General features: G+C 40.2%; 19 protein-coding genes and 1 riboswitch. Of the genes, 18 read left to right on the forward strand and 1 reads right to left on the reverse strand.

From position 1 onward, the window contains the following. Window positions 1-193: 193 nt before the first annotated feature. The 3 genes from ACIQXF_RS13745 (at window position 194) to ACIQXF_RS13755 (ending at window position 1,770) form a co-directional block, all read left to right on the forward strand. Complete coding sequence (locus ACIQXF_RS13745) at window positions 194-403, forward strand: hypothetical protein (RefSeq protein WP_402783683.1); 210 nt, start codon at window positions 194-196, stop codon at window positions 401-403. Window positions 404-506: 103 nt separating this feature from the next. Further along, window positions 507-884 carry an SET domain-containing protein gene (locus ACIQXF_RS13750; RefSeq protein ID WP_402783710.1) on the forward strand — a complete coding sequence of 126 codons (378 nt, stop codon included), beginning with the start codon at window positions 507-509 and terminating at the stop codon, window positions 882-884. A 259-nt stretch (window positions 885-1,143) separates the two neighbouring features. Continuing rightward, a complete protein-coding gene (locus ACIQXF_RS13755; protein WP_402783684.1) occupies window positions 1,144-1,770 on the forward strand; it encodes a hypothetical protein in 627 nt (208 codons plus the stop codon). A 306-nt stretch (window positions 1,771-2,076) separates the two neighbouring features. On the opposite strand, the gene ACIQXF_RS13760 is transcribed toward ACIQXF_RS13755, so the two are convergent. Beyond that, on the reverse strand, window positions 2,077-3,027 hold the full coding sequence (locus ACIQXF_RS13760) for a TRM11 family SAM-dependent methyltransferase (RefSeq protein WP_402783685.1): 951 nt from the start codon (window positions 3,025-3,027) through the stop codon (window positions 2,077-2,079). A gap of 497 nt (window positions 3,028-3,524) precedes the next feature. Between ACIQXF_RS13760 and nagZ the strand changes: the two genes are divergently transcribed. The 15 genes from nagZ to ACIQXF_RS13835 all read left to right on the forward strand — a co-directional run bounded on the left by nagZ (window position 3,525) and on the right by ACIQXF_RS13835 (window position 18,761). Continuing rightward, entirely contained in the window at window positions 3,525-5,210 is a 1,686-nt protein-coding gene (nagZ, locus tag ACIQXF_RS13765; protein ID WP_402783686.1) for a beta-N-acetylhexosaminidase, read from the forward strand. A gap of 1,127 nt (window positions 5,211-6,337) precedes the next feature. Beyond that, entirely contained in the window at window positions 6,338-7,696 is a 1,359-nt protein-coding gene (locus ACIQXF_RS13770) for an aspartate kinase (protein WP_402783687.1), read from the forward strand. 93 nt (window positions 7,697-7,789) lie between these two features. Then, on the forward strand, window positions 7,790-7,972 hold the full coding sequence (locus ACIQXF_RS13775) for a hypothetical protein (protein ID WP_402783688.1): 183 nt from the start codon (window positions 7,790-7,792) through the stop codon (window positions 7,970-7,972). A 231-nt stretch (window positions 7,973-8,203) separates the two neighbouring features. Beyond that, window positions 8,204-8,887 (forward strand): adenosylcobinamide amidohydrolase, encoded by a 684-nt coding sequence (locus ACIQXF_RS13780; RefSeq protein WP_402783689.1) that lies wholly within the window; start codon window positions 8,204-8,206, stop codon window positions 8,885-8,887. Further along, complete coding sequence (gene cbiB, locus ACIQXF_RS13785) at window positions 8,884-9,840, forward strand: adenosylcobinamide-phosphate synthase CbiB (protein WP_402783690.1); 957 nt, start codon at window positions 8,884-8,886, stop codon at window positions 9,838-9,840. Before ACIQXF_RS13780 ends, cbiB begins: the two co-directional genes overlap by 4 nt. Then, window positions 9,827-10,900, forward strand: coding sequence for a pyridoxal phosphate-dependent aminotransferase (locus ACIQXF_RS13790; RefSeq protein WP_402783691.1), 1,074 nt, complete (start codon window positions 9,827-9,829; stop codon window positions 10,898-10,900). Before cbiB ends, ACIQXF_RS13790 begins: the two co-directional genes overlap by 14 nt. Before the next feature lie 17 nt (window positions 10,901-10,917). Beyond that, window positions 10,918-11,526, forward strand: coding sequence for a histidine phosphatase family protein (locus tag ACIQXF_RS13795; RefSeq protein ID WP_402783692.1), 609 nt, complete (start codon window positions 10,918-10,920; stop codon window positions 11,524-11,526). Window positions 11,527-11,538: 12 nt separating this feature from the next. Further along, entirely contained in the window at window positions 11,539-12,114 is a 576-nt protein-coding gene (locus ACIQXF_RS13800; RefSeq protein ID WP_402783693.1) for a bifunctional adenosylcobinamide kinase/adenosylcobinamide-phosphate guanylyltransferase, read from the forward strand. A gap of 28 nt (window positions 12,115-12,142) precedes the next feature. Then, the gene (cobS, locus tag ACIQXF_RS13805; protein ID WP_402783694.1) at window positions 12,143-12,919 is read left to right on the forward strand and encodes an adenosylcobinamide-GDP ribazoletransferase; all 777 of its coding nucleotides are present in this window, start codon (window positions 12,143-12,145) and stop codon (window positions 12,917-12,919) included. Further along, entirely contained in the window at window positions 12,892-13,488 is a 597-nt protein-coding gene (locus ACIQXF_RS13810) for a histidine phosphatase family protein (RefSeq protein ID WP_402783695.1), read from the forward strand. The genes cobS and ACIQXF_RS13810 overlap by 28 nt, the downstream gene beginning before the upstream one ends. Beyond that, entirely contained in the window at window positions 13,440-13,832 is a 393-nt protein-coding gene (locus ACIQXF_RS13815; RefSeq protein ID WP_402783696.1) for a bifunctional adenosylcobinamide kinase/adenosylcobinamide-phosphate guanylyltransferase, read from the forward strand. Before ACIQXF_RS13810 ends, ACIQXF_RS13815 begins: the two co-directional genes overlap by 49 nt. Window positions 13,833-13,853: 21 nt before the next feature. Continuing rightward, a complete protein-coding gene (locus ACIQXF_RS13820; protein WP_402783697.1) occupies window positions 13,854-14,348 on the forward strand; it encodes an ECF transporter S component in 495 nt (164 codons plus the stop codon). Next, a complete protein-coding gene (locus ACIQXF_RS13825) occupies window positions 14,345-15,028 on the forward strand; it encodes a hypothetical protein (RefSeq protein ID WP_402783698.1) in 684 nt (227 codons plus the stop codon). The genes ACIQXF_RS13820 and ACIQXF_RS13825 overlap by 4 nt, the downstream gene beginning before the upstream one ends. Before the next feature lie 110 nt (window positions 15,029-15,138). Further along, window positions 15,139-15,329, forward strand: a riboswitch (cobalamin riboswitch). 165 nt (window positions 15,330-15,494) lie between these two features. After that, window positions 15,495-17,708 (forward strand): ribonucleoside-diphosphate reductase subunit alpha, encoded by a 2,214-nt coding sequence (locus ACIQXF_RS13830; RefSeq protein ID WP_402783699.1) that lies wholly within the window; start codon window positions 15,495-15,497, stop codon window positions 17,706-17,708. Window positions 17,709-17,720: 12 nt separating this feature from the next. Further along, window positions 17,721-18,761: a ribonucleotide-diphosphate reductase subunit beta gene (locus ACIQXF_RS13835; protein ID WP_402783700.1), complete on the forward strand. Its 1,041-nt coding sequence runs from the start codon at window positions 17,721-17,723 to the stop codon at window positions 18,759-18,761. Window positions 18,762-18,865: the final 104 nt, after the last annotated feature.

Genomic DNA, 18,865 nt, shown 5'->3' on the forward strand with positions numbered 1-18,865 from the left:
ATAAAATGGTTTTTTTTTCCTCATCAAGTGGTAGAAATCGTTGAACATGGAATATTAGTTAAATACAATATATTCACTCTGTTTAATTGTGCACCAGCTCATGTTATAATAAGGAGCTTAAGATAATTATTATAACTGAACGGATGCCATGAAAGCCTCCGCATAGCGATAAAATATGGAGGTGTAAGAGAGAATGAATAAAAAATGGACGATCGGTAAAATTAAAGAATTTGTTGAGAACAATTCGGAAAGTAAGTTGCTAACGACTGAATATCACGGCTTTTCTCAAAAATTACTATTTAAATGTGCATGTGGTAGCAACTTTGAAAAAACGTTTAAGAAATTTAAAAATAATCACCAACGCAAATGTGATGTCTGCCAACCGCCAAAAGCATCACGCTAAACGTATAAATGGAAGAGTAGATTAACCAGCTAATAAAAAGAGCTCAATGTTCAAATTAGTGTTACTAGTAGAAAGTATATTTAAAAGTGATAGGAGAACAAATATGATTGAGATAAAAACATCTCCACTAAGTAATGGAGAATTCAATAGAGGGGTATTTGCTACACGGGATATCCAAAAAGGAGAGCTCTTACACGAAGCACCTGTCATTTCTTATCCAAACGAACAGCATCAATACGTTGAGCAAACCATACTCGGTGATTATGCTTTTGAGTATGGGATAGGTCAATCTGCTATCCTTCTTGGCTATGGAATGTTGTTTAACCATTCTTATGAACCTAACGCAACTTATGAGATTAATTTTAAAAATCGCACATTTGACTTCTTTGCTTACACAGATATAAAAGCAGGAGATGAAATTCTAATCAATTACAATGGCGACGTTGATGACAAAGACGAACTATGGTTTAATCAAGAATAAAAAGATAGCAATATAAGGAGGACGTTGATCCAAAGAGGATTGACGCTCTTTTTTTATTGAACTAAAGGTGCGGTTCTGGTTCCTTTTCAGTGGGTGTCCAAACAATCTCATATAAACTACAGCCGTATGGAATGTACAGGGTATTAACTCCAGAAATAAGGAATATTATTATTATCTTTACTATGGCGAAATTTTCCGTAATAGTGAGACAGCATCTTTTAGCCTTTTAGAAGGAAATTGAAAGAGGAGGGTTCATGATATGTCGCAAACCATCATTCCTAGAGCTGCTGTGCGCGGGACAGCTTTTGGAGTTCTCTTCATGGCATTTTTCGGTACTCTGTGGGCGGGAATTGGAATTAGAGGGCTGCAGGGCTGGGGATTTCTCTGGCTGTTGATCTTATCCCTGCTGATTGGTGTTATACTGCTGATTGGAGGAATCGTATTGATAATGAATTCCAAAAGGTTATCAAACGAGATGATGGAAGGGGGTTCCCATCGTTGGAAACGAAAGAATATGTGGTTCGGTATTATTTTCGGTTTAGAAGGCGTATTGATTGCCGTTGCCTCTGTAATTTGTGAAACTACCAATCACTTGGATTTGTTTGTCCCTGTTATGGCCCTTATTGTCGGAGCTCATTTCTTTCCCCTAGCGCACCTTTTCCAGGTTAAGATTTATTATATTTCGGGTTCACTTCTTTGTCTGTTTTCGGTAATTGCACTGTTTACTTTACCTGTAAGAGTTACCTGGGGTAATTATCAAATTATGGTGTGGTGGACATTTGTTGGTTTTAGTTCAGCCCTGATATTGTGGGGGACCGGGGTGACAGTTTGGATTTCAGGACATAGACTTCTGAACAGAGCTGGGAATGGATCCAAAGAAGCTTAGGTTCTTTCAGGTTATAATGCTGCTTTTCGCGCTATTATTGATCAACAAAAGTAAAAAATGATCAAACTTTTTTATAAAAACCAAATAAAATAACTGAAAAAGAATCTATTTTAAGCAATCTTTTTTTAAAAATGGATTCTTTTTATTTTTCGTAAAATATGAGTTAGCGAGGTATTTTTAATCAAACTTTATGTCAAGCCAACAAAAAGAGACCTAGATAGTTGTCAAGGTCTCTGTAGAAATGATATTCAGCTAATGGCCGTTCATGTATCCCTCCAAACTAGCTAATGATAGAAAGCACGTGTATTATTCACATAATAGAATTTGACGTAAAAACGTTTGCTTTTTAGCGATGCATCGATCTGATATAACAAAACCTGCATCTTCTATCATGTCATCAATTGTTTCAATTGTAACGACAACAACCTTATCGGCAATCCGGCGAGCATGTTTTAGAATATCAAATTGCTCTTCAGCTGATGAATGTGTAAATAAGTTATAGGGTAAATCAATTATGGCAACATCGTAATGTTCCTTTACTTCTGAGATTGGACCTAATGTAATTTTGCCTGTTAATCCAAAATAAGCGATATTTTCTCGGGAACCTTTGCAAACATGGTAATTTATATCTCGTCCTTCCATATTAATTCCCATAGAAAGGGCTTCAATTATTACTGTCCCAATACCACAACAAGGGTCGATTGCACGAATATTTTGAGGCTGAGGAACCGCGATATTTGCAACAGCACGAGCTACCCTAGTACTAAGTGCCGTTGAATACATGTGTGGTTTGTGTAAATGTTTACGCCAAAAGGATACACTCTTCATATGTTTTCCAAAATACCATTTTCCGTCTATAAAAATAAGACCAAAAACAATTTCAGGATGATCAAGGTCGGGTTCTCCCTCAATGCATAATCCAATCTCACGTTCTATCAATCGCCGCTCTGGCTGATGAATTTTCGTCGTTGCACCTATATCCATATTATTTAAACAAACCACTTTATAAGTTTCATCTATTTTTAGATTCTTCACTAATGACTTGATGTTGTCTAAGTTGTTTTCTTCATATAGCACTTCAAGTCTGTCTTGTATAAAAGGACTACGGCTAGGATCAATTTTAGTATTGCTTATTATATAGTTTGCTTGAGAATCAAGACTAAAAAATGAACGCATCTCCATTCTACATAGATCGTATTCGTCAACATGATGTACATATGTGTATATAAATTTTCTTTTGTTTTGTTCGTTACTCAATTGATTATCATCCTTTATGTATAGTTGTTCACTTGATTTTACTAAAGAAAACACAAATAAAGCTACTTAGTTTGTAATCGTATCATAGGTATCTCTATCAAGCCACCCTATATCAATATCAATGTGAAGGAAGGGGAACATTTAGAATGGGATAAGGAATAAGGAAAATGCCTAAATATAGCTGCCATTGTTGGTTTTCATGAAGTATTCTACATCATGTTATCTCCTGTTATTAGTCGATTGGTTGCAAGGGCGATTGTGAATCATGTGAAATTAGAATAATTAGGGGGGAGTCGGCTACCTCGATTTTATCCAGTTATGGTAGTACATTAGTTCCGTTCAGGGATTTCTTTTTAGAGTTGAACCTTAAGACAACGTTCAAAGTTGATTTAATTTGGGTGCTTTCCTGTAATAAGGGAAATGCCTTTTTTTCATTTCTAAAAGCTTTCTGAAAAAGTGGAGTTTGCGATAAAATGTTAGGTAAGGAGGTTTTTATCATGCATAAAAAAAGACGTAGCTTTCTCCTGATTTTCGCGCTGATTTTAATGGGTCTGCTCGGTTTTATCGGCATGAAAATGAGGCCGGACACACACATAAATAAAATTTCAGCGTCAGCCCCAGCTCATGAGGAAGACGATGTAGAACCAGAAAATCTTGAGCTGTTCATTCAGGATATTGTAAACTTGGCCCAAGAAGGGAAAGTGCCAGATATATCGTTTGTAGCAGGGAAGGCAAACAGACAAACGATTCATCAACAATGGGGGAAACCTCAGCAAACGGCTGCTACTACTACCGGACATTACGAAGATTATAAGAACCATCATGTGACGATTGGCTTTCAGGATACGCTAGCAACTGATATCCGTTCTTTTAAAGCTGAATTACAACACATTCATTTACAAGATATTAAAAAACTCATGGGAGAACCTGATGAAGTCCGCTATTATCAGGATAAAATGACAAATCAAATCATTCTTGTCTACCAAGTAAATGCTATGTACCAGCTCAAGTGGATTTTGCCGAAACCAACTGACGATCAGTCGAACCCCGTTGTTCATCACATTTCGGTATATACCGAACTAGATCAACAAGTGACAGAGATGATCGAGCAGATGACTTTGGATGAGAAAATTGGCCAAATGTTGTTTGCAGGTGTTTCAGGTACAACACTTCAACAAGAGACGCAAGATTTGCTCCATGATTTTAAGGTTGGAGGATTCATTTTTTACGCCAAGAATCTCGAAACACCGCAGCAAACGATAACATTCATCAACGACTTAATGGCTGAAAATGCGAATAATAAGCTTCCACTTTTCATCGGAACCGATCAGGAGGGTGGGAAAGTAGTAAGACTGCCAGGACCTATAAAAAATTTCCCAACGAACAAAAAAATTGGGGACATCAACAAGTCACAGTTTTCGTTTGAAGTGGGTCGATTACTAGGAGAAGAATTAAAGGTCTTTGGTTTCAACCTTGATTTTGCACCTGTACTGGATGTGAACAGTAATCCGAATAACCCCATTATCGGGGATCGCTCGTTTGCAAATAATCCCGATATAGTCAGTAAATTAGGTATTCAGACCATGAAAGGGCTGGAGTCCCAGCAAGTTATTCCTGTGGTAAAACATTTTCCAGGGCATGGTGACACATCGGTGGATTCACATTTAGAATTACCAAAGGTGACGAAAAGTTTGGACGATTTAAATAAGCTAGAAATCATTCCATTTAAAGGAGCTATTGAAGAAGGTGCGGATGTAGTCATGGTGGCCCATATTTTATTGCCAAAGATTGATCAACAATATCCTGCATCAATGTCAAAGGCAATCATTACGGGAATTTTAAGAAACAATCTCGCATTCGACGGCGTTGTCATGACCGATGATATGACCATGAAGGCCATCACCAATCATTTTGATATCGGGCAAGCAGCTGTTGATTCTGTGAAAGCAGGAAATGATATCATTTTGATCGCCCATGATTTCAACAATGTACAATCCGCAGTAGAGGCATTGAAGGCAGCAGTACAGCATGGTGAACTAACAGAGGACAGAATTAATGACAGTGTCCGAAGAATTATTCAGCTAAAACGCAAATATAAGCTTGAAAATAACAAAGTAACGACAGTCGATATCAACAAGCTTAATGCCGATATCGAAAAAGTACTGAATACCTATATGAAGTGAAGAGGCAAGGGACGTCACTATGGAGAAAGTGATTAAGCTGATGCGATATATTATCGTTCATGTAAAGGAAATGGCTAAATGCATAACAATAATGCTTGAGACAAGAAAAAACTAGGATTCACAGGTTGTGACCCCTAGTTTTTTTGTTGTTTACATAGAAAAACCAAGCGGAGGGGAGCAAATCTCTCGCTGCCTAGCAAAATCCCCGCTGACCCGTGGAAGAGAAGCGAATCCAATACGTGCAGGAATTCTCTGCGAAGAAAGAGATATTCACATGACCAGGGAGAATACCCGCGAAAAGCAGGGAAATACCCGCGAAAGAGGAGCGAATACCCGCGAAAGGGAGTGAAATACCCGCGGAAGAGAAGCGGATACCTGCGCAAGGCAGTGAATCCCGCGAAGAAAGAGATATTCACATGACCAGGGAGAATACCCGTGAAAAGCAGAGAAATACCTGCGGAAGAGGAGCGAATACCCGCGAAAGGCAGAGCAATACCCGCGGAAGAGAGGCGAATACCCGCGAAAAGCAGAGAATCCCCGCGGAAGAGAAGCGGATACCTGCGCGGGGCAGTGAACCCCGCGAAGGAGAAGCGAATCCCTCGCGCTCCAGGAAAATACCCTAGCAAAGCAGGTGAAATATCTAAAAATTAAATCCCTTGACATCGTTTTAAAATAGCACAAACATCACTATTTTTTCTGCATAACATAATGAGGTAAGCGTTTTCTTCAATTATATAGAAGAAAGGCATTATGATTGATACAAAATGGGAACCATAAAAGGCAAAGTTTACTGCAAAATATTTTGTAAAAAGGACGGAGCAGAGTTGGCTCGTTTTTTCATGCCATATTGATGGCTATATTTAGAAAATGAAGTCAATATAAGCTAGTTTAGACGAAGATTTGTACGATTATGGTGATTTCGCGAAAAAAATTTGCAAAAACCTTAACTATTTCATATGAAATCCGTATAATAAATCAAACAGTACGAAAATTGTCCATTTTCTTTCGGTTAATTGCGTGAATTTTTTAAATTGTATTGACGTAGGGAACGATAATTTGTACACTGTGTACATTCAAATGTTTTGTGGAGGAATACAATTAATTTAAAAAGTTAGGATTTGATAGATATGATCGTATGTAAATTTGGTGGAACATCTGTAGCAAGTGCAGAACAAATTCAAAAAGTAGCAAACATTGTAAAATCTAATCCGGCACGTAAAATCGTAGCCGTTTCAGCACCGGGGAAACGCTCTGGTGACGATATAAAAGTAACGGATTTATTAATTAAGTTAGCAACGGCAGCATTAAATAATGAAGATATCGAAGAGAGAGTACAAAAAGTTGTTAATCGCTTTATGGCAATTGCGGATGGCTTGCAGTTGGATCGTACAATTTGTGACGTTATTGCTGAAGATTTACGTGAACGTGTACAAGGTGATAAATCGAATGAGGAATTATTTGTCGATAGCATTAAAGCAGCAGGAGAGGATAATAACGCGAAGCTTATCGCAGCTTATTTTAATTCGATCGGTATGCCAGCACGCTACGTAAGTCCGAGAGATGGTTTAGTGGTCAATGATTTACCTGAACGTACCTTTGCATTACCAGAGGCGTACGCCAATTTAGCACCTCTAAAAAATACAAAAGAAATTATTGTGTTCCCAGGTTTCTTCGGTTACACTAAAGCGGGCATATTGCGTACATTTGACCGCGGTGGCTCTGATATTACAGGTTCCATTTTAGCAGCAGCTGTTGAAGCGGAGCTTTATGAAAACTTTACGGATGTGGATTGTGTGTTCTCCGCGAATCCGAAAGTCGTGAATGATCCAGTGGAAATTAAAGAAATTACGTATCGCGAAATGCGAGAATTATCCTATGCAGGCTTTTCAGTGTTCCATGATGAAGCGCTAATGCCTGTCTACAAGATTGGGGTGCCCGTTAACATAAAAAATACAAATAATCCATCAGCCCCAGGTACTCGTATCGTACCAAGACGTTCTGCAACAGGTCGTCCGGTTACAGGTATCTCGGCAGACAGTGGCTTTTCAACTTTATATGTGTCTAAATATTTGATGAATCGTGAAGTAGGCTTCGGACGTAAGCTTCTACAAATTTTAGAAGACGAAAATATTTCTTATGAACACACACCGTCTGGTTTAGACGATATTTCCGTGATTATGCGTTCCAATCAACTAAATATGGAAAATGAAGAGCGTATTCTTACTCGCGTGAAAAATGAATTACAAGCGGATGATGTACAAATGCGTCATGGCTTCTCTATGATTGTTATTGTAGGCGAAGGTATGCGAAATAACACAGGTCTAGCGGCACGTGCAGCAACGGCGATTTCAAAAACGGGCGCCAATATAGAGATGATTAATCAAGGTTCATCTGAAGTTAGTCTAGTATTCGGTGTACTACAGGAATATGAAAACCAAATTTTACAAGCGCTTTATGGAGAATTTTTTGCACGTGTGCAAGCATAAGGAAATAAACACTAGTCCATGTAAGGATTAGTGTTTTCTTTTTAAGTGGAATACGGTAAAATCGAGGGCGTACATAGATTGGAGGGCTTTGTTTTGAAAAAATTGTCATTAGGTATGATTCTATCAGTGATTGGAATACTTTTTGTTTGTTTAACAATAATGGATATTTTACCGTCCTCGACAAAAACAATGAAAATTGTCTATATCGGTATTGGCTGGGTGTTTATCATTGCTGGCTCCATTGTTCGTTTTAAATATTTAAAACAAAAGCAATAAGGCAATATCACGAAATTAAATTGTTATAAAACGCAAACTTGTGATACAATTTCAAAGAAAATAAATAATTAGATTATTATGAAGTTGTTATGCTGTGCAGAAAATTCAGAAGGTTCAAATTAGAGGTATCATTAATTTAAGAATGGACAGTACAAATTCTTCTTTGTAAGAATTTGTTTTTTTATTTTTAGTATGGATGTTGACGAATACTATCGAATAGGAGGCGAGATAATGCTGGCACTACGCAAGGAAGATATTCACATTTTCGAACATTATGTTGCCGTCCGAACAGATTCACCGATGAAGGTTGTATCTTCAGCTATGCACAATCCTGGCTTTGGCTATTATACGCACCTGATGAATCGGGCAGTGCCCAAGGAGTATGATGAACGAAAACCGCATTTAGAATTACAACGATTTTTACAGTCAGAGGATTTTCCAATTGACGATACGGTAGCGATGATGACAGCTGTCTATGCCAAATTTGCAACCATTCGTGAGTTTACATACGAAGGAATTCATCTTGTCATTATGATTACAGCTGGGCTCGGCAATGCCGTAGATATCACAAATGCCTTTCATCGTCAGGAGCAGTATCATGCTGGTACCATCAATATGTGGGTACTTATCAATGGGAAAATGTCGGATGAAGCTTTGTTTCAGGCAATGATCTCAACAACAGAGGCAAAGGTCAAGGCACTCATGGACGAAGGCATTACAGATTCAACAACGGGCACACAAGCCACAGGTACTTCAACAGATAGTTTGTTGATTGCCTCAACAGAGGAAGGCGATTACCATCAATATGCAGGACCTATTACGATGCTAGGGAAGGTCATTGGCCATGGTGTTTACGAAACGATGCGTGAGGCCATACAAAAATATAAAAAAGATAAAGAGGAGAATCCGTTATGATAGCACTGACGATTGCCTGTATCATTGGGCTCGTTTTTGATTTAGTGGTGGGTGATCCTCCCAAAATGCCCCATCCAGTACGCTGGATTGGACAGCTCATTCAATCGCAAACGGAAATATGGAATAAAGGGAAAATGAGAAGGTTCCGTGGTGCAGTGATGGCGCTCTCTATAGTGGGCACAACTATGTTTGTGGTGACGGCCATAATGCTACTGAGCTATCAGGTTAGCACACTATTTGGCATACTGGTAGAAGGACTACTAATAGGAATTGGACTAGCGCAGCGTAGCTTGAAGGAAGCGGCGATGGCAGTTTATGAACCGCTTGTCAAAGGGGATTTTGCTGAAGCTCGTGTCAAGCTATCTTGGATTGTTGGACGCGATACGGACAAGCTTGACGAGGATGAGATTGTTCGTGGAGTGGTGGAAACGGTGTCAGAAAATACGAGTGATGGTGTAACAGCTCCATTATTTTACGCATTTTTATTTGGGGCAATCGGTTTATGGGGCTATAAGGCAGTCAATACGCTAGATTCAATGATTGGCTATAAAAACGAAAAATATAAAGACTTTGGTATGTTTGCAGCAAAGCTGGACGATGTATTGAATTTTATTCCTAGTCGATTAACGGGCTTACTAATCGTGCTAGGGACGAAAAATGAAACAAAAGTATCGCTTGGTAAACGTTTAAAGCGTTGGGCACAGGATGCGAAAAAGCATCCAAGTCCGAATAGTGGTTATTTAGAGGCAGCTACTGCTGTACAATTAGGTGTACAGCTTGGTGGAAAAAATACATATCAAGGTGTCGTTTCTTATCGAGCGATAATGGGAGAAAAATTAGTTCCATTAACAAAAGAGCATATTGCAACGTCAGTTATTCATATGCGCATTGCTACGTTGCTCTTCACGCTTGTTATGTTAGCAGTGGAGGTGTTAATCTTTGCAATTACCTAATCACGGAGCAAATCCGCAAAATGTTTATCATCAGTTAGGGCTTGCTATGCCAGAAGAGGTGTATGATTTCAGTGAGAATGTCAATGCGGCAGGACCACCTACATTCGTTGAGGCACGTTGGCGGACATATTATCCGCTCATTCAACGTTATCCAGATCCGGACGGCGAGCCTTTTTTAACAAAGGTAGCAGCTTTTCATGATGTTCAGAAAGATTCTATATTACTAGGTAACGGTGCATCCGAGCTTTTTAATGTTCTTGCTAGACGCTATGCCAATAAGAGGGTGATAGTCGTACATCCAACTTTTTCAGAATATGAACGAACATTAGGAGCGGCCGGTGCTGAAATTGTGCCTGTTATTGTAGAGGATGTTGTCCGATACACTTTGCCGATGGAGCGTCTAAAATGCGAAATGGCGAACGCAGATGCTTTATATATTTGCACACCGAATAATCCAACAGGTGTGCTGCCAAAAAAAGAGGAGCTTCAGCAATTAATCGCTCATGGTACGAACGTTAATTGTGAGCTTGTGATGGACGAAGCTTTTATTGATTGGGTTGATGAAGCCTATTCATTGATTCAACATGTGACCAAAAATCCTCATCTGATTGTCGTTCGTTCGATGACAAAAATGTATGCGATTCCAGGATTGCGCCTTGGCTATTTAGTCGCGAGTTCAGTAGTAGTTGCCGAGCTAAAGGCCATGCTTGCTCATTGGAATTTGAATGCCTTTGCACTTGTCATAGGAGCAGGCTGCTTAGATGAATATACTTATTGTCAGCAAGCCATTGCCTATGCAACAAAGCAGCGCAAATCTTTACAAAACTTTTTACAAGAAAATGGTTGCCAGGTGACGAATAGTGTCACCAATTATGTATGCTTTGCATTACCAAAGAATCAGCAAGCAGATGCATTTTTTACATATTGTTTAACGAAGGGCGTTGTACTGCGTCATACGAAAAACTTCAAGGGATTGGATGGCGAATGGTTCCGTATAGGAATTAAAGATATTGCGGCCATGACCTATTTGCATACCTGTTTACAGGCTTGGTTTAAATAAATTTAGGGGTGAGAAAAGTGACAACTTTTTATCTAGTGAGACATGGCAAAACAATGTGGAATAAAGAACATCGAATGCAGGGTTGGTTGGATTCTCCATTGTCTGAAGAAGGTATTTTACAGGCAGAAAAACTGCGAGAACATTTAAAGGATTTTTCTTTTGCGGCAGCATTTTGCAGTTCGAGTGGTCGTGCTAAGGAAACGATGCATATTCTTGTAGGTGATCGACAGCTTCCAATCCACTATGAGGATGATTTACGGGAGATTTTTTTAGGGGAGTGGCAAGGAAAAACAGTCGAGGACATCATGGCTACAAATCGCTTTGACTATGAGATATATAAGAATTACCCTGCACAATACGTCGCTACCCATACAGAAAGCTTTGGTGCGGTGACTGAACGAGCGATGTTTACGTTAAAGAAAATTGCACAACAATATCACGATGACAATGTCCTAATTGTTTCCCATTCTGTCACGATTAAATGTATCTTAAACGCTATTTTAGGGCAAAGCATAGCACAGATTTGGGCACCTCCATTTATCGATGGTACAAGCGTAACGATTATCGAACGAGTCGAGCAACAATGGCATGTCAAAGAAATCGGGAACATTCACCATTTACAATAGGAGGCGTCATCATTGCCACTGATTTTCATTACAGGTGGAGTACGCAGTGGTAAATCTCACTTTGCTGAAAAAGCGGCTGTTACTCACTATCAAACAGATTTTATGCCAGCACAACGACTAATTTATATTGCTTCAGGGATAGCGTTGGATCATGAAATGAAGCAACGAATAGGGCGACATCAGGCAGACAGACAAGCGCAAAATATAGAATGGCTTACGATAGAAGCACCTTATGACATCGCCGATACGTTGCATAAACTGACCGATGGAGATGTCGTGCTATGGGATTGTGTCACTACATGGCTGACAAATGCTTTTTATGAGGGGTTTGATACAGGATCTCCGTGTGTAAACCAACCGGGCTGTTTAGAGGAGAAGCTGCGTGTCTTAAAAAAAGCGATAGGGACGTTACTTGAGAAAAGGGTGACGTTTTTTGTCGTCTCGAACGAATTATTTGATGAGCCTCCATATCCAAGCGAGGAAGTGGAATTATACCGACAAATGCTCGGAACATTACATCAATGGTTTGTTTCTGTAGCAGATGAGGCGTATGAAATCAATTATGGTATCGTAAAGAAATGGAAATAAACGAACTTACAAGAAGGAAGGCAAGACGATGAAAAATTTCTGGCATAGCGTATTACTTGCATTTCAATTTTTTACAGTTTTGCCGGTACATAAAGAACTTCCTTTATCGAAAGGAACCGTTACAGGGATGTTTGGCTTCTTGCCATGGATAGGGGCATTAATGGGCACCGTGGTGGCGACAGTAATCTATAGCTTAACGGAATGGACAGCGAGCAGTGAGGTATTACTGTCCTTTGTTATTGTCGGACTGTTCGCTTTATTCACTGGAGGCTTACATTTAGACGGTTTTATTGATATGGGGGATGCTTATTTTTCGTATCGAGACCGGGAGAAGCGGCTTGAAATTTTAGATGATCCACGGGTTGGCGCATTTGGTGTGCTCTCGGTGCTATTTTTAGTGCTCGGTAAATTTGTGATACTGCATGAACTATTCGTGCAGCATAAGTTAGCATTGTGGATGCTTATTTTTGTGCCATTATTAACAAGGGTAGGCATGAGCTTTTATTTTATGGCGCTGAAGTGCTCAAAAGAAAAAGGACTCGCTTACTTTTTTAAATCACATATTAAGCCTGGATACCTTATATGCTTTATGGTTATAACATTGCTTGTTGCGTATACGGGCTTATTGTTTGTCATAGGCTTGTCAATTGTCCCACTAGTGTTGATGGCTGTATTAGCGGTTGCACTTGTCGTCTTTCGACAATTTACAGTGCGCAACTTTGGTGGGGTTTCGGGGGATTTACTCGGTGCATCAATTGAAGGGATGGAGGTAGTATTGTGGGTGACATTGTTATTGTGCGCTTAATGAGGCATGCACCGACAAAGGAGAATTTGGAAAAGCGTTATATTGGCTGGACCGATTCACCGTTAGCGGATACATCTTTGCTTAGAGTTGTAGATAAAGCTGTGACAAAGGTGTATGGTAGTGATTTAGTGCGCTGTAAAGAAACGGCTGCCCATTATTTTCCGAACGCTATTTACGTGTCAGATGGTAGATTCCGAGAGTCCAATTTTGGAGAATTTGAAGGGAAAACGTATGAGGAATTAAAATCTGATCGTCGTTATTGTGCCTGGTTAGATGATCCCATACTCACACCACCGCCAGAAGGGGAAGGCTTTAATGCATTTTGTCAGCGTGTGATAGAAGGGTTTGGTGCATTACCAAAGGATCGAGATGACTATCATCTTGTTGTTCATGGTGGCGTTATTCGAGCACTGCTTGTGGCCTTTGCACCGACGGAACAACCATTTTGGTCGTACAATGTACCACATGATAAAATGTTTACCTTAACGTTTTCGAGAATGGCTTGGGAGGAGGGAACAAGATGCATGTCTTTATTGGAGGAGCCTATAATGGAAAAACCGATTATGTGATGACATTGCTTGCTGATCAAAAGGTTGAGCTAGCAGATGGCTATATTCCTAATGAGACTCCTGAATGTGATGTACTAGTGATTAAAAACATAGAGAAGTGGCTTGTGACACAAAACCTAGACAATGATGAAGCACTTGTCAAAACTATTTTGACGACACTAAAGGCTCTTGAAGAAAATTGTACACTGTATATTATTGTGACCGATATGGGACGAGGCGTTGTGCCGATAGAAAAACAGGCACGATTATTACGTGATACTTGCGGGCGATTGTACCAGGCTTTATTTGCAGAAGCTGAAAGTGTCGTGCGCATTTGGTACGGTATTGGGGAACACATTAAATAAAATCAGAAAAGAGGAAATGGAATGGATCGACAAAGATTAAGGAAATTGACGCTCACTGCTATGGTAGCGGCCATTTGTGCTGTTGGGGCTGTGATTAAAATTCCAACATTTATTTCGACTGCTGCGCTGGACTCTGCTCCTGCATTTTTAAGTGTTGTATTTTTATCACCATTATTAGCGGGAGTTGCAGGTGTCATTGGGCATTTTATTACAGCACTAACTACTGGCTTCCCACTGGGACCACTGCATTTGATTATTGCAACGGAAATGTTTATAGTAGTTTGGGTCTTTGGGGTGATGCATAACAAAGGCATGCATTTCTGGAAATGGCCTGTCGCACTTTTTTTAAATGGCGTGGTAGCACCATTACCATTTTATTTTATCATTAGTCCGGCATTTTACTGGGCATCACTGACTAGTCTGCCATTGGCAACACTTATTAATTTAGTCATTGTTGCCATTGTGATGCCGATTCTCTCTAAAGTGTTTGTACGTAAGGACGGGCGAGTACATTGAGAAATGCTGTAAAAATAGGCGAGCTCATTGCTACTACAGATAATGCTGCAGCAATTGGAGAAAAGCCACAAGATGTAGTGTCAGCTCCAGATAAACTCACAGCTTACTTCACAGCACGTGTTACATTTTTAGAGCAGCTTGCTGCAAATGCTTTACCATCGCATATTTTACTAGCTAATTTTTCTGGAGAGGCGGCATGGTCTCGTTATGTGGCAGGGATTCGGCAGGTTTTTGATGAGGCTAATCTTAAATGCCCGCAGATAGATGGAAGTACGGAAACCAATATGCCAACCTTACAATCTGCTTTATCGATTACAATGCTTGGTGAGCCGCAAATCCGTACACACTATGAGCCTGAACACCTTATTTGGTATACATATGGATTGCCACTTGTAGGCAATGAAATCCTTGCACAGCCTGAGGATGTTGCACAGCTTCAGCCTATTTATCAGGCATGGCAAGGGGAAATCGTTCAGCAAGTATGGCCAGTTGGCTCAAAGGGGCTGCAAGGAGAATTTACCCGACTTTTTGGCGAGCAACGGGTCGAAAGCTCGTTAGATGTGAAAAAAACGGCAGGGCCATGTGCAGTCGTTTTACTCGGAATACATCCAGAAAAAGAGCGGCTGGCACAAAAAAATTTTCCTAGAAATTTTGAGAAACTACGTAAAACTGCATGGTAATAGGGCTTGCTTCGAGAAAAAGTAACGCTTTAAAAATTGCAAGGGGCAAAACGCCTATTGCAACAATAAACACAATATGTTAGATTTGTTTAGGAGTTAAAACACAATATATAGTATTTTGGACAAAAGGTACCAATGTGGTTTAAAAGGGAATTCGGAGAAAGAGTCATCTTAAGCCGAAGCTGTCCCCGCAACTGTAAGTGCTGACAAATGATTAAAGAAGGCCACTGTTTTCGGACGGGAAGGCAATCATTTGGAGGAGGCATGAGCCAGGAGACCTGCCAGGTTGTTCAAGACAGCAACACATTCTTCGGGGATTGAGAAGTGGAGGCGAGAGATTTGCTCACTTCTTTGTGTGCATGTCCTTCATTTCCATTTCCGATTTTACAGCGATCACGCAACCGATACATGTTGCATGATCGCTTTTTTGTGTGTTGTCTGAAGAAAGAAAGGGAGAGAATGTTACATGACAATTCAAATCGAACAGCAAATGACTAAGCTAAAGAAAAGTTACACGGAGGATGAACTTGAAAGTTTTGTAAGGTTATCGGATCGATGGCTACGAAAAAACGAAAATGCCACATTTGAAGCATGGGCCGATGCGATGATTTTACAAACGCTTAGCCTAATTGATGAAGAGGAGCCGTACTGGACATTTGTGGCAGCGAAAATCTATTTAGAAAAATTATATGATCAGTTTGCCATGCGCCGAGGTGTTGCCGTAAAGGATGTTTATAAGGTTTTCCCAGCACAATTAGCACGTTATACAGAGGCTGGTTTATATCATGAAAGCCTAACAACCAAATATAGTGAGCAGGAGCTTCAGGAACTCGCTTCTTTTTTAGAACAAAGTCGAGATGAATTGTTTACGTATATTGGCTTAAAAACATTAATGGATCGCTATGTTGTCCGTGATTACACGAAAACACCAGTGGAGCTACCCCAGGAACGTTGGATGGTCATTGCGATGACACTTATGCAGGATGAAACAGAAAATCGTTTGGAAAAAGTACGAGAATCTTATTGGGCAATGAGCAATTTATTTATGACGGTAGCAACCCCGACCCTATCGAATGCAGGGAAAACACATGGTCAGCTTTCTAGCTGCTTTATCGATACAGTCGATGATAGTTTACAAAGCATCTATGACACAAATACCGATGTGGCAACCTTATCGAAATACGGAGGTGGCATTGGCGTGTATATGGGCAAAATCCGTAGCCGAGGCTCTTCCATTAAAGGCTTTAAAGGTGCATCGAGTGGTGTCTTACCTTGGATTAAACAGCTGAATAATACAGCCGTGTCAGTAGATCAACTAGGACAAAGACAAGGAGCTATTGCCGTATATCTAGATGTTTGGCATAAGGATGTCTTTACGTTTTTAGATTTACGCTTAAACAATGGGGATGAGCGTCTGCGTGCCCACGATATTTTCACAGGGCTTTGCTTACCTGATTTATTTATGGAGGCTGTGGAGGCACGTGGAGACTGGCATTTATTTGACCCACATGAAGTACGAGAGGTGATGGGCTTCTCATTAGAGGATTTCTACGATGAGACAAAAGGTGACGGTTCCTTCCGTGCAAAGTATGCAGAATGCCTTGCCAATCCATTATTAAGTCGTGAAGTCGTACCAGCTATCGATATTATGAAGCGTATTATGCGCTCCCAGCTAGAAACTGGCGTACCGTTTATGTTCTATCGTGATGAAGTAAATCGCATGAACCCGAATAAGCATGAAGGGATGATTTACAGCTCGAACCTGTGTACAGAGGTCTTTCAAAATATGTCACCGACAGAATTCGAATCAATTACTCTAGAAGACGATGTTATCGTGACACGTCGCAAGCCAGGAGATTTCGTTGTATGTAACCTATCTTCAATCAATTTAGGCAGAGCTGTACCGGCTGGTGTCCTAGAACGTTTAATCCCAATTCAAGTACGCATGTTAGATAACGTTATTGCCTTAAATACAATTCCAGTGAAGCAGGCAGAACGCACGAATTTGCGTTACCGCGGCATTGGACTTGGCACATTTGGCTGGCATCATCTATTAGCGCTGAAAGAAATTCAATGGGAGTCGGATGAAGCGGTAGAATTTGCGGACAGGCTGTATGAGGAGATCGCCTACTTCACGATTCGTGCTTCTAACGCATTAGCACGTGAAAAAGGGGCATATCCGTTATTCGAAGGCTCAGATTGGCATACGGGTACCTATTTTGACAAACGTGGCTATGACAGTGATAAATGGCAGCTGTTACGTGAGGAAGTGGCGAAAAACGGCATGCGTAATGGCTATGTTATGGCTGTTGCCCCTAACTCATCGACGTCCATTTTAGCGGGCAGTACGGCAACGATCGATCCAATCTTCCAAAAAAGTTATTCAGAGGAGAAGAAGGATTACAAAATTCCAGTAACTGTGCCAGATTTATCGCCAGTGACGACTTGGTACTATAAATCTGCTTATTTCATCGATCAAAATTGGACAATCAAGCAAAATGCAGCACGTGCGCGACATATCGACCAAGGCATTTCGCTTAATTTATATGTGCAAAATACGATCAAGGCGAAGGATTTACTAGCACTGCATATGAATGCCTGGGCGAGTGGTGTAAAAACGACTTATTATGTACGCTCAACATCTGTAGAATTGCTAGAATGTGAGTCTTGCGCAAGCTAGGAGGAACTAACAATGACGACAATTACAAAACGACAAATTATGGATAAAGATGCACCAAACCGTTCAACAGGGATTGTGAACGGACGCTCTTCTAACATTTTAAACTGGGATGATGTGCGTTTTAGCTGGGCCTATCCAAAGTACAAAAAAATGCTAGGTAACTTCTGGACACCATTTGAAATTAATATGAGCAACGATGTCAAGCAGTTTCCAGGGCTATCAGTTGACGAGCAAGAATCCTTCTTAAAAATCATTGGCTTACTGGCATTATTAGATAGTGTGCAGACTGATTTTGCGGGGAAAGTAGCAGATTATTTAACAGATTCAAGCCTAAATGCCTTAATGATTATTTTAGCGCAGCAGGAGGTTATCCATAATCACTCTTATTCCTATGTGCTATCAAGTATTGTGAACAAGGACGAACAAGATCGTACATTTGACTTTTGGCGTACAGAGCCCGTGTTAGAGCGACGTAATGATTTCGTGATTAAGGGCTATCGTGCCTTTTCGGAAGAGCCAACTGTTGAAAATATGCTAGAAGCGATTGTTTATGATGTGATTTTGGAAGGCTTATTCTTCTATTCTGGCTTCGCATTCTTCTATCATTTAGCACGCAATCAAAAAATGGTCGCAACGTCGACAATGATTAATTATATTAACCGTGATGAACAACTACATGTTGATTTATTCGTGAAAATTTATCAGGAGCTATTAGAGGAATATCCTGAATACGATACACCTGAACGAGCAGCACGAGTACAGGACATCTTCCGTGAAGCCGTTCAGCTAGAAATTGATTGGGCAAATGAAGTGATTGGCGATAAAGTTGATGGCCTCGATGTGGAAGATGTACATGATTATGTTCACTTCTACGCCAATGTTCGCTGTAATCAGCTTGGCGTGGAACGTCCATTTGAGGGCTATCGCAAAAATCCATTGAAGTGGATTAAGGCGTATGAGGATGTTGACTTAGGAAAAACAGATTTCTTCGAGCAACGTTCGCGTCAATATGTAAAGGTAAATGTAGAAGATAACGGCTTTGATGATTTGTAATTTACATGAACACCGCAATACATTGAGGTGTTCAGACTGTAGACAAACTCGAAAAATATCGGGTATGCTACAGTCTTTTTTTATGGTGACAACAATAATACTGT

The sequence above is a fragment of the Lysinibacillus sp. NPDC097231 genome (assembly GCF_044761885.1).
Lineage (GTDB): Bacteria > Bacillota > Bacilli > Bacillales_A > Planococcaceae > Lysinibacillus.

What these genes read in the sequence shown, in the direction of transcription:
- ACIQXF_RS13835 (WP_402783700.1), top strand. Translation starts at nt 17,721, where the DNA reads ATGACGACAATTACAAAACGACAAATTATGGATAAAGATGCACCAAAC.
- ACIQXF_RS13745 (WP_402783683.1), top strand. Translation starts at nt 194, where the DNA reads ATGAATAAAAAATGGACGATCGGTAAAATTAAAGAATTTGTTGAGAAC.
- cbiB (WP_402783690.1), top strand. Translation starts at nt 8,884, where the DNA reads ATGATAGCACTGACGATTGCCTGTATCATTGGGCTCGTTTTTGATTTA.
- ACIQXF_RS13755 (WP_402783684.1), top strand. Translation starts at nt 1,144, where the DNA reads ATGTCGCAAACCATCATTCCTAGAGCTGCTGTGCGCGGGACAGCTTTT.
- ACIQXF_RS13830 (WP_402783699.1), top strand. Translation starts at nt 15,495, where the DNA reads ATGACAATTCAAATCGAACAGCAAATGACTAAGCTAAAGAAAAGTTAC.
- nagZ (WP_402783686.1), top strand. Translation starts at nt 3,525, where the DNA reads ATGCATAAAAAAAGACGTAGCTTTCTCCTGATTTTCGCGCTGATTTTA.
- ACIQXF_RS13815 (WP_402783696.1), top strand. Translation starts at nt 13,440, where the DNA reads ATGCATGTCTTTATTGGAGGAGCCTATAATGGAAAAACCGATTATGTG.
- ACIQXF_RS13780 (WP_402783689.1), top strand. Translation starts at nt 8,204, where the DNA reads ATGCTGGCACTACGCAAGGAAGATATTCACATTTTCGAACATTATGTT.
- cobS (WP_402783694.1), top strand. Translation starts at nt 12,143, where the DNA reads ATGAAAAATTTCTGGCATAGCGTATTACTTGCATTTCAATTTTTTACA.
- ACIQXF_RS13750 (WP_402783710.1), top strand. Translation starts at nt 507, where the DNA reads ATGATTGAGATAAAAACATCTCCACTAAGTAATGGAGAATTCAATAGA.
- ACIQXF_RS13820 (WP_402783697.1), top strand. Translation starts at nt 13,854, where the DNA reads ATGGATCGACAAAGATTAAGGAAATTGACGCTCACTGCTATGGTAGCG.
- ACIQXF_RS13770 (WP_402783687.1), top strand. Translation starts at nt 6,338, where the DNA reads ATGATCGTATGTAAATTTGGTGGAACATCTGTAGCAAGTGCAGAACAA.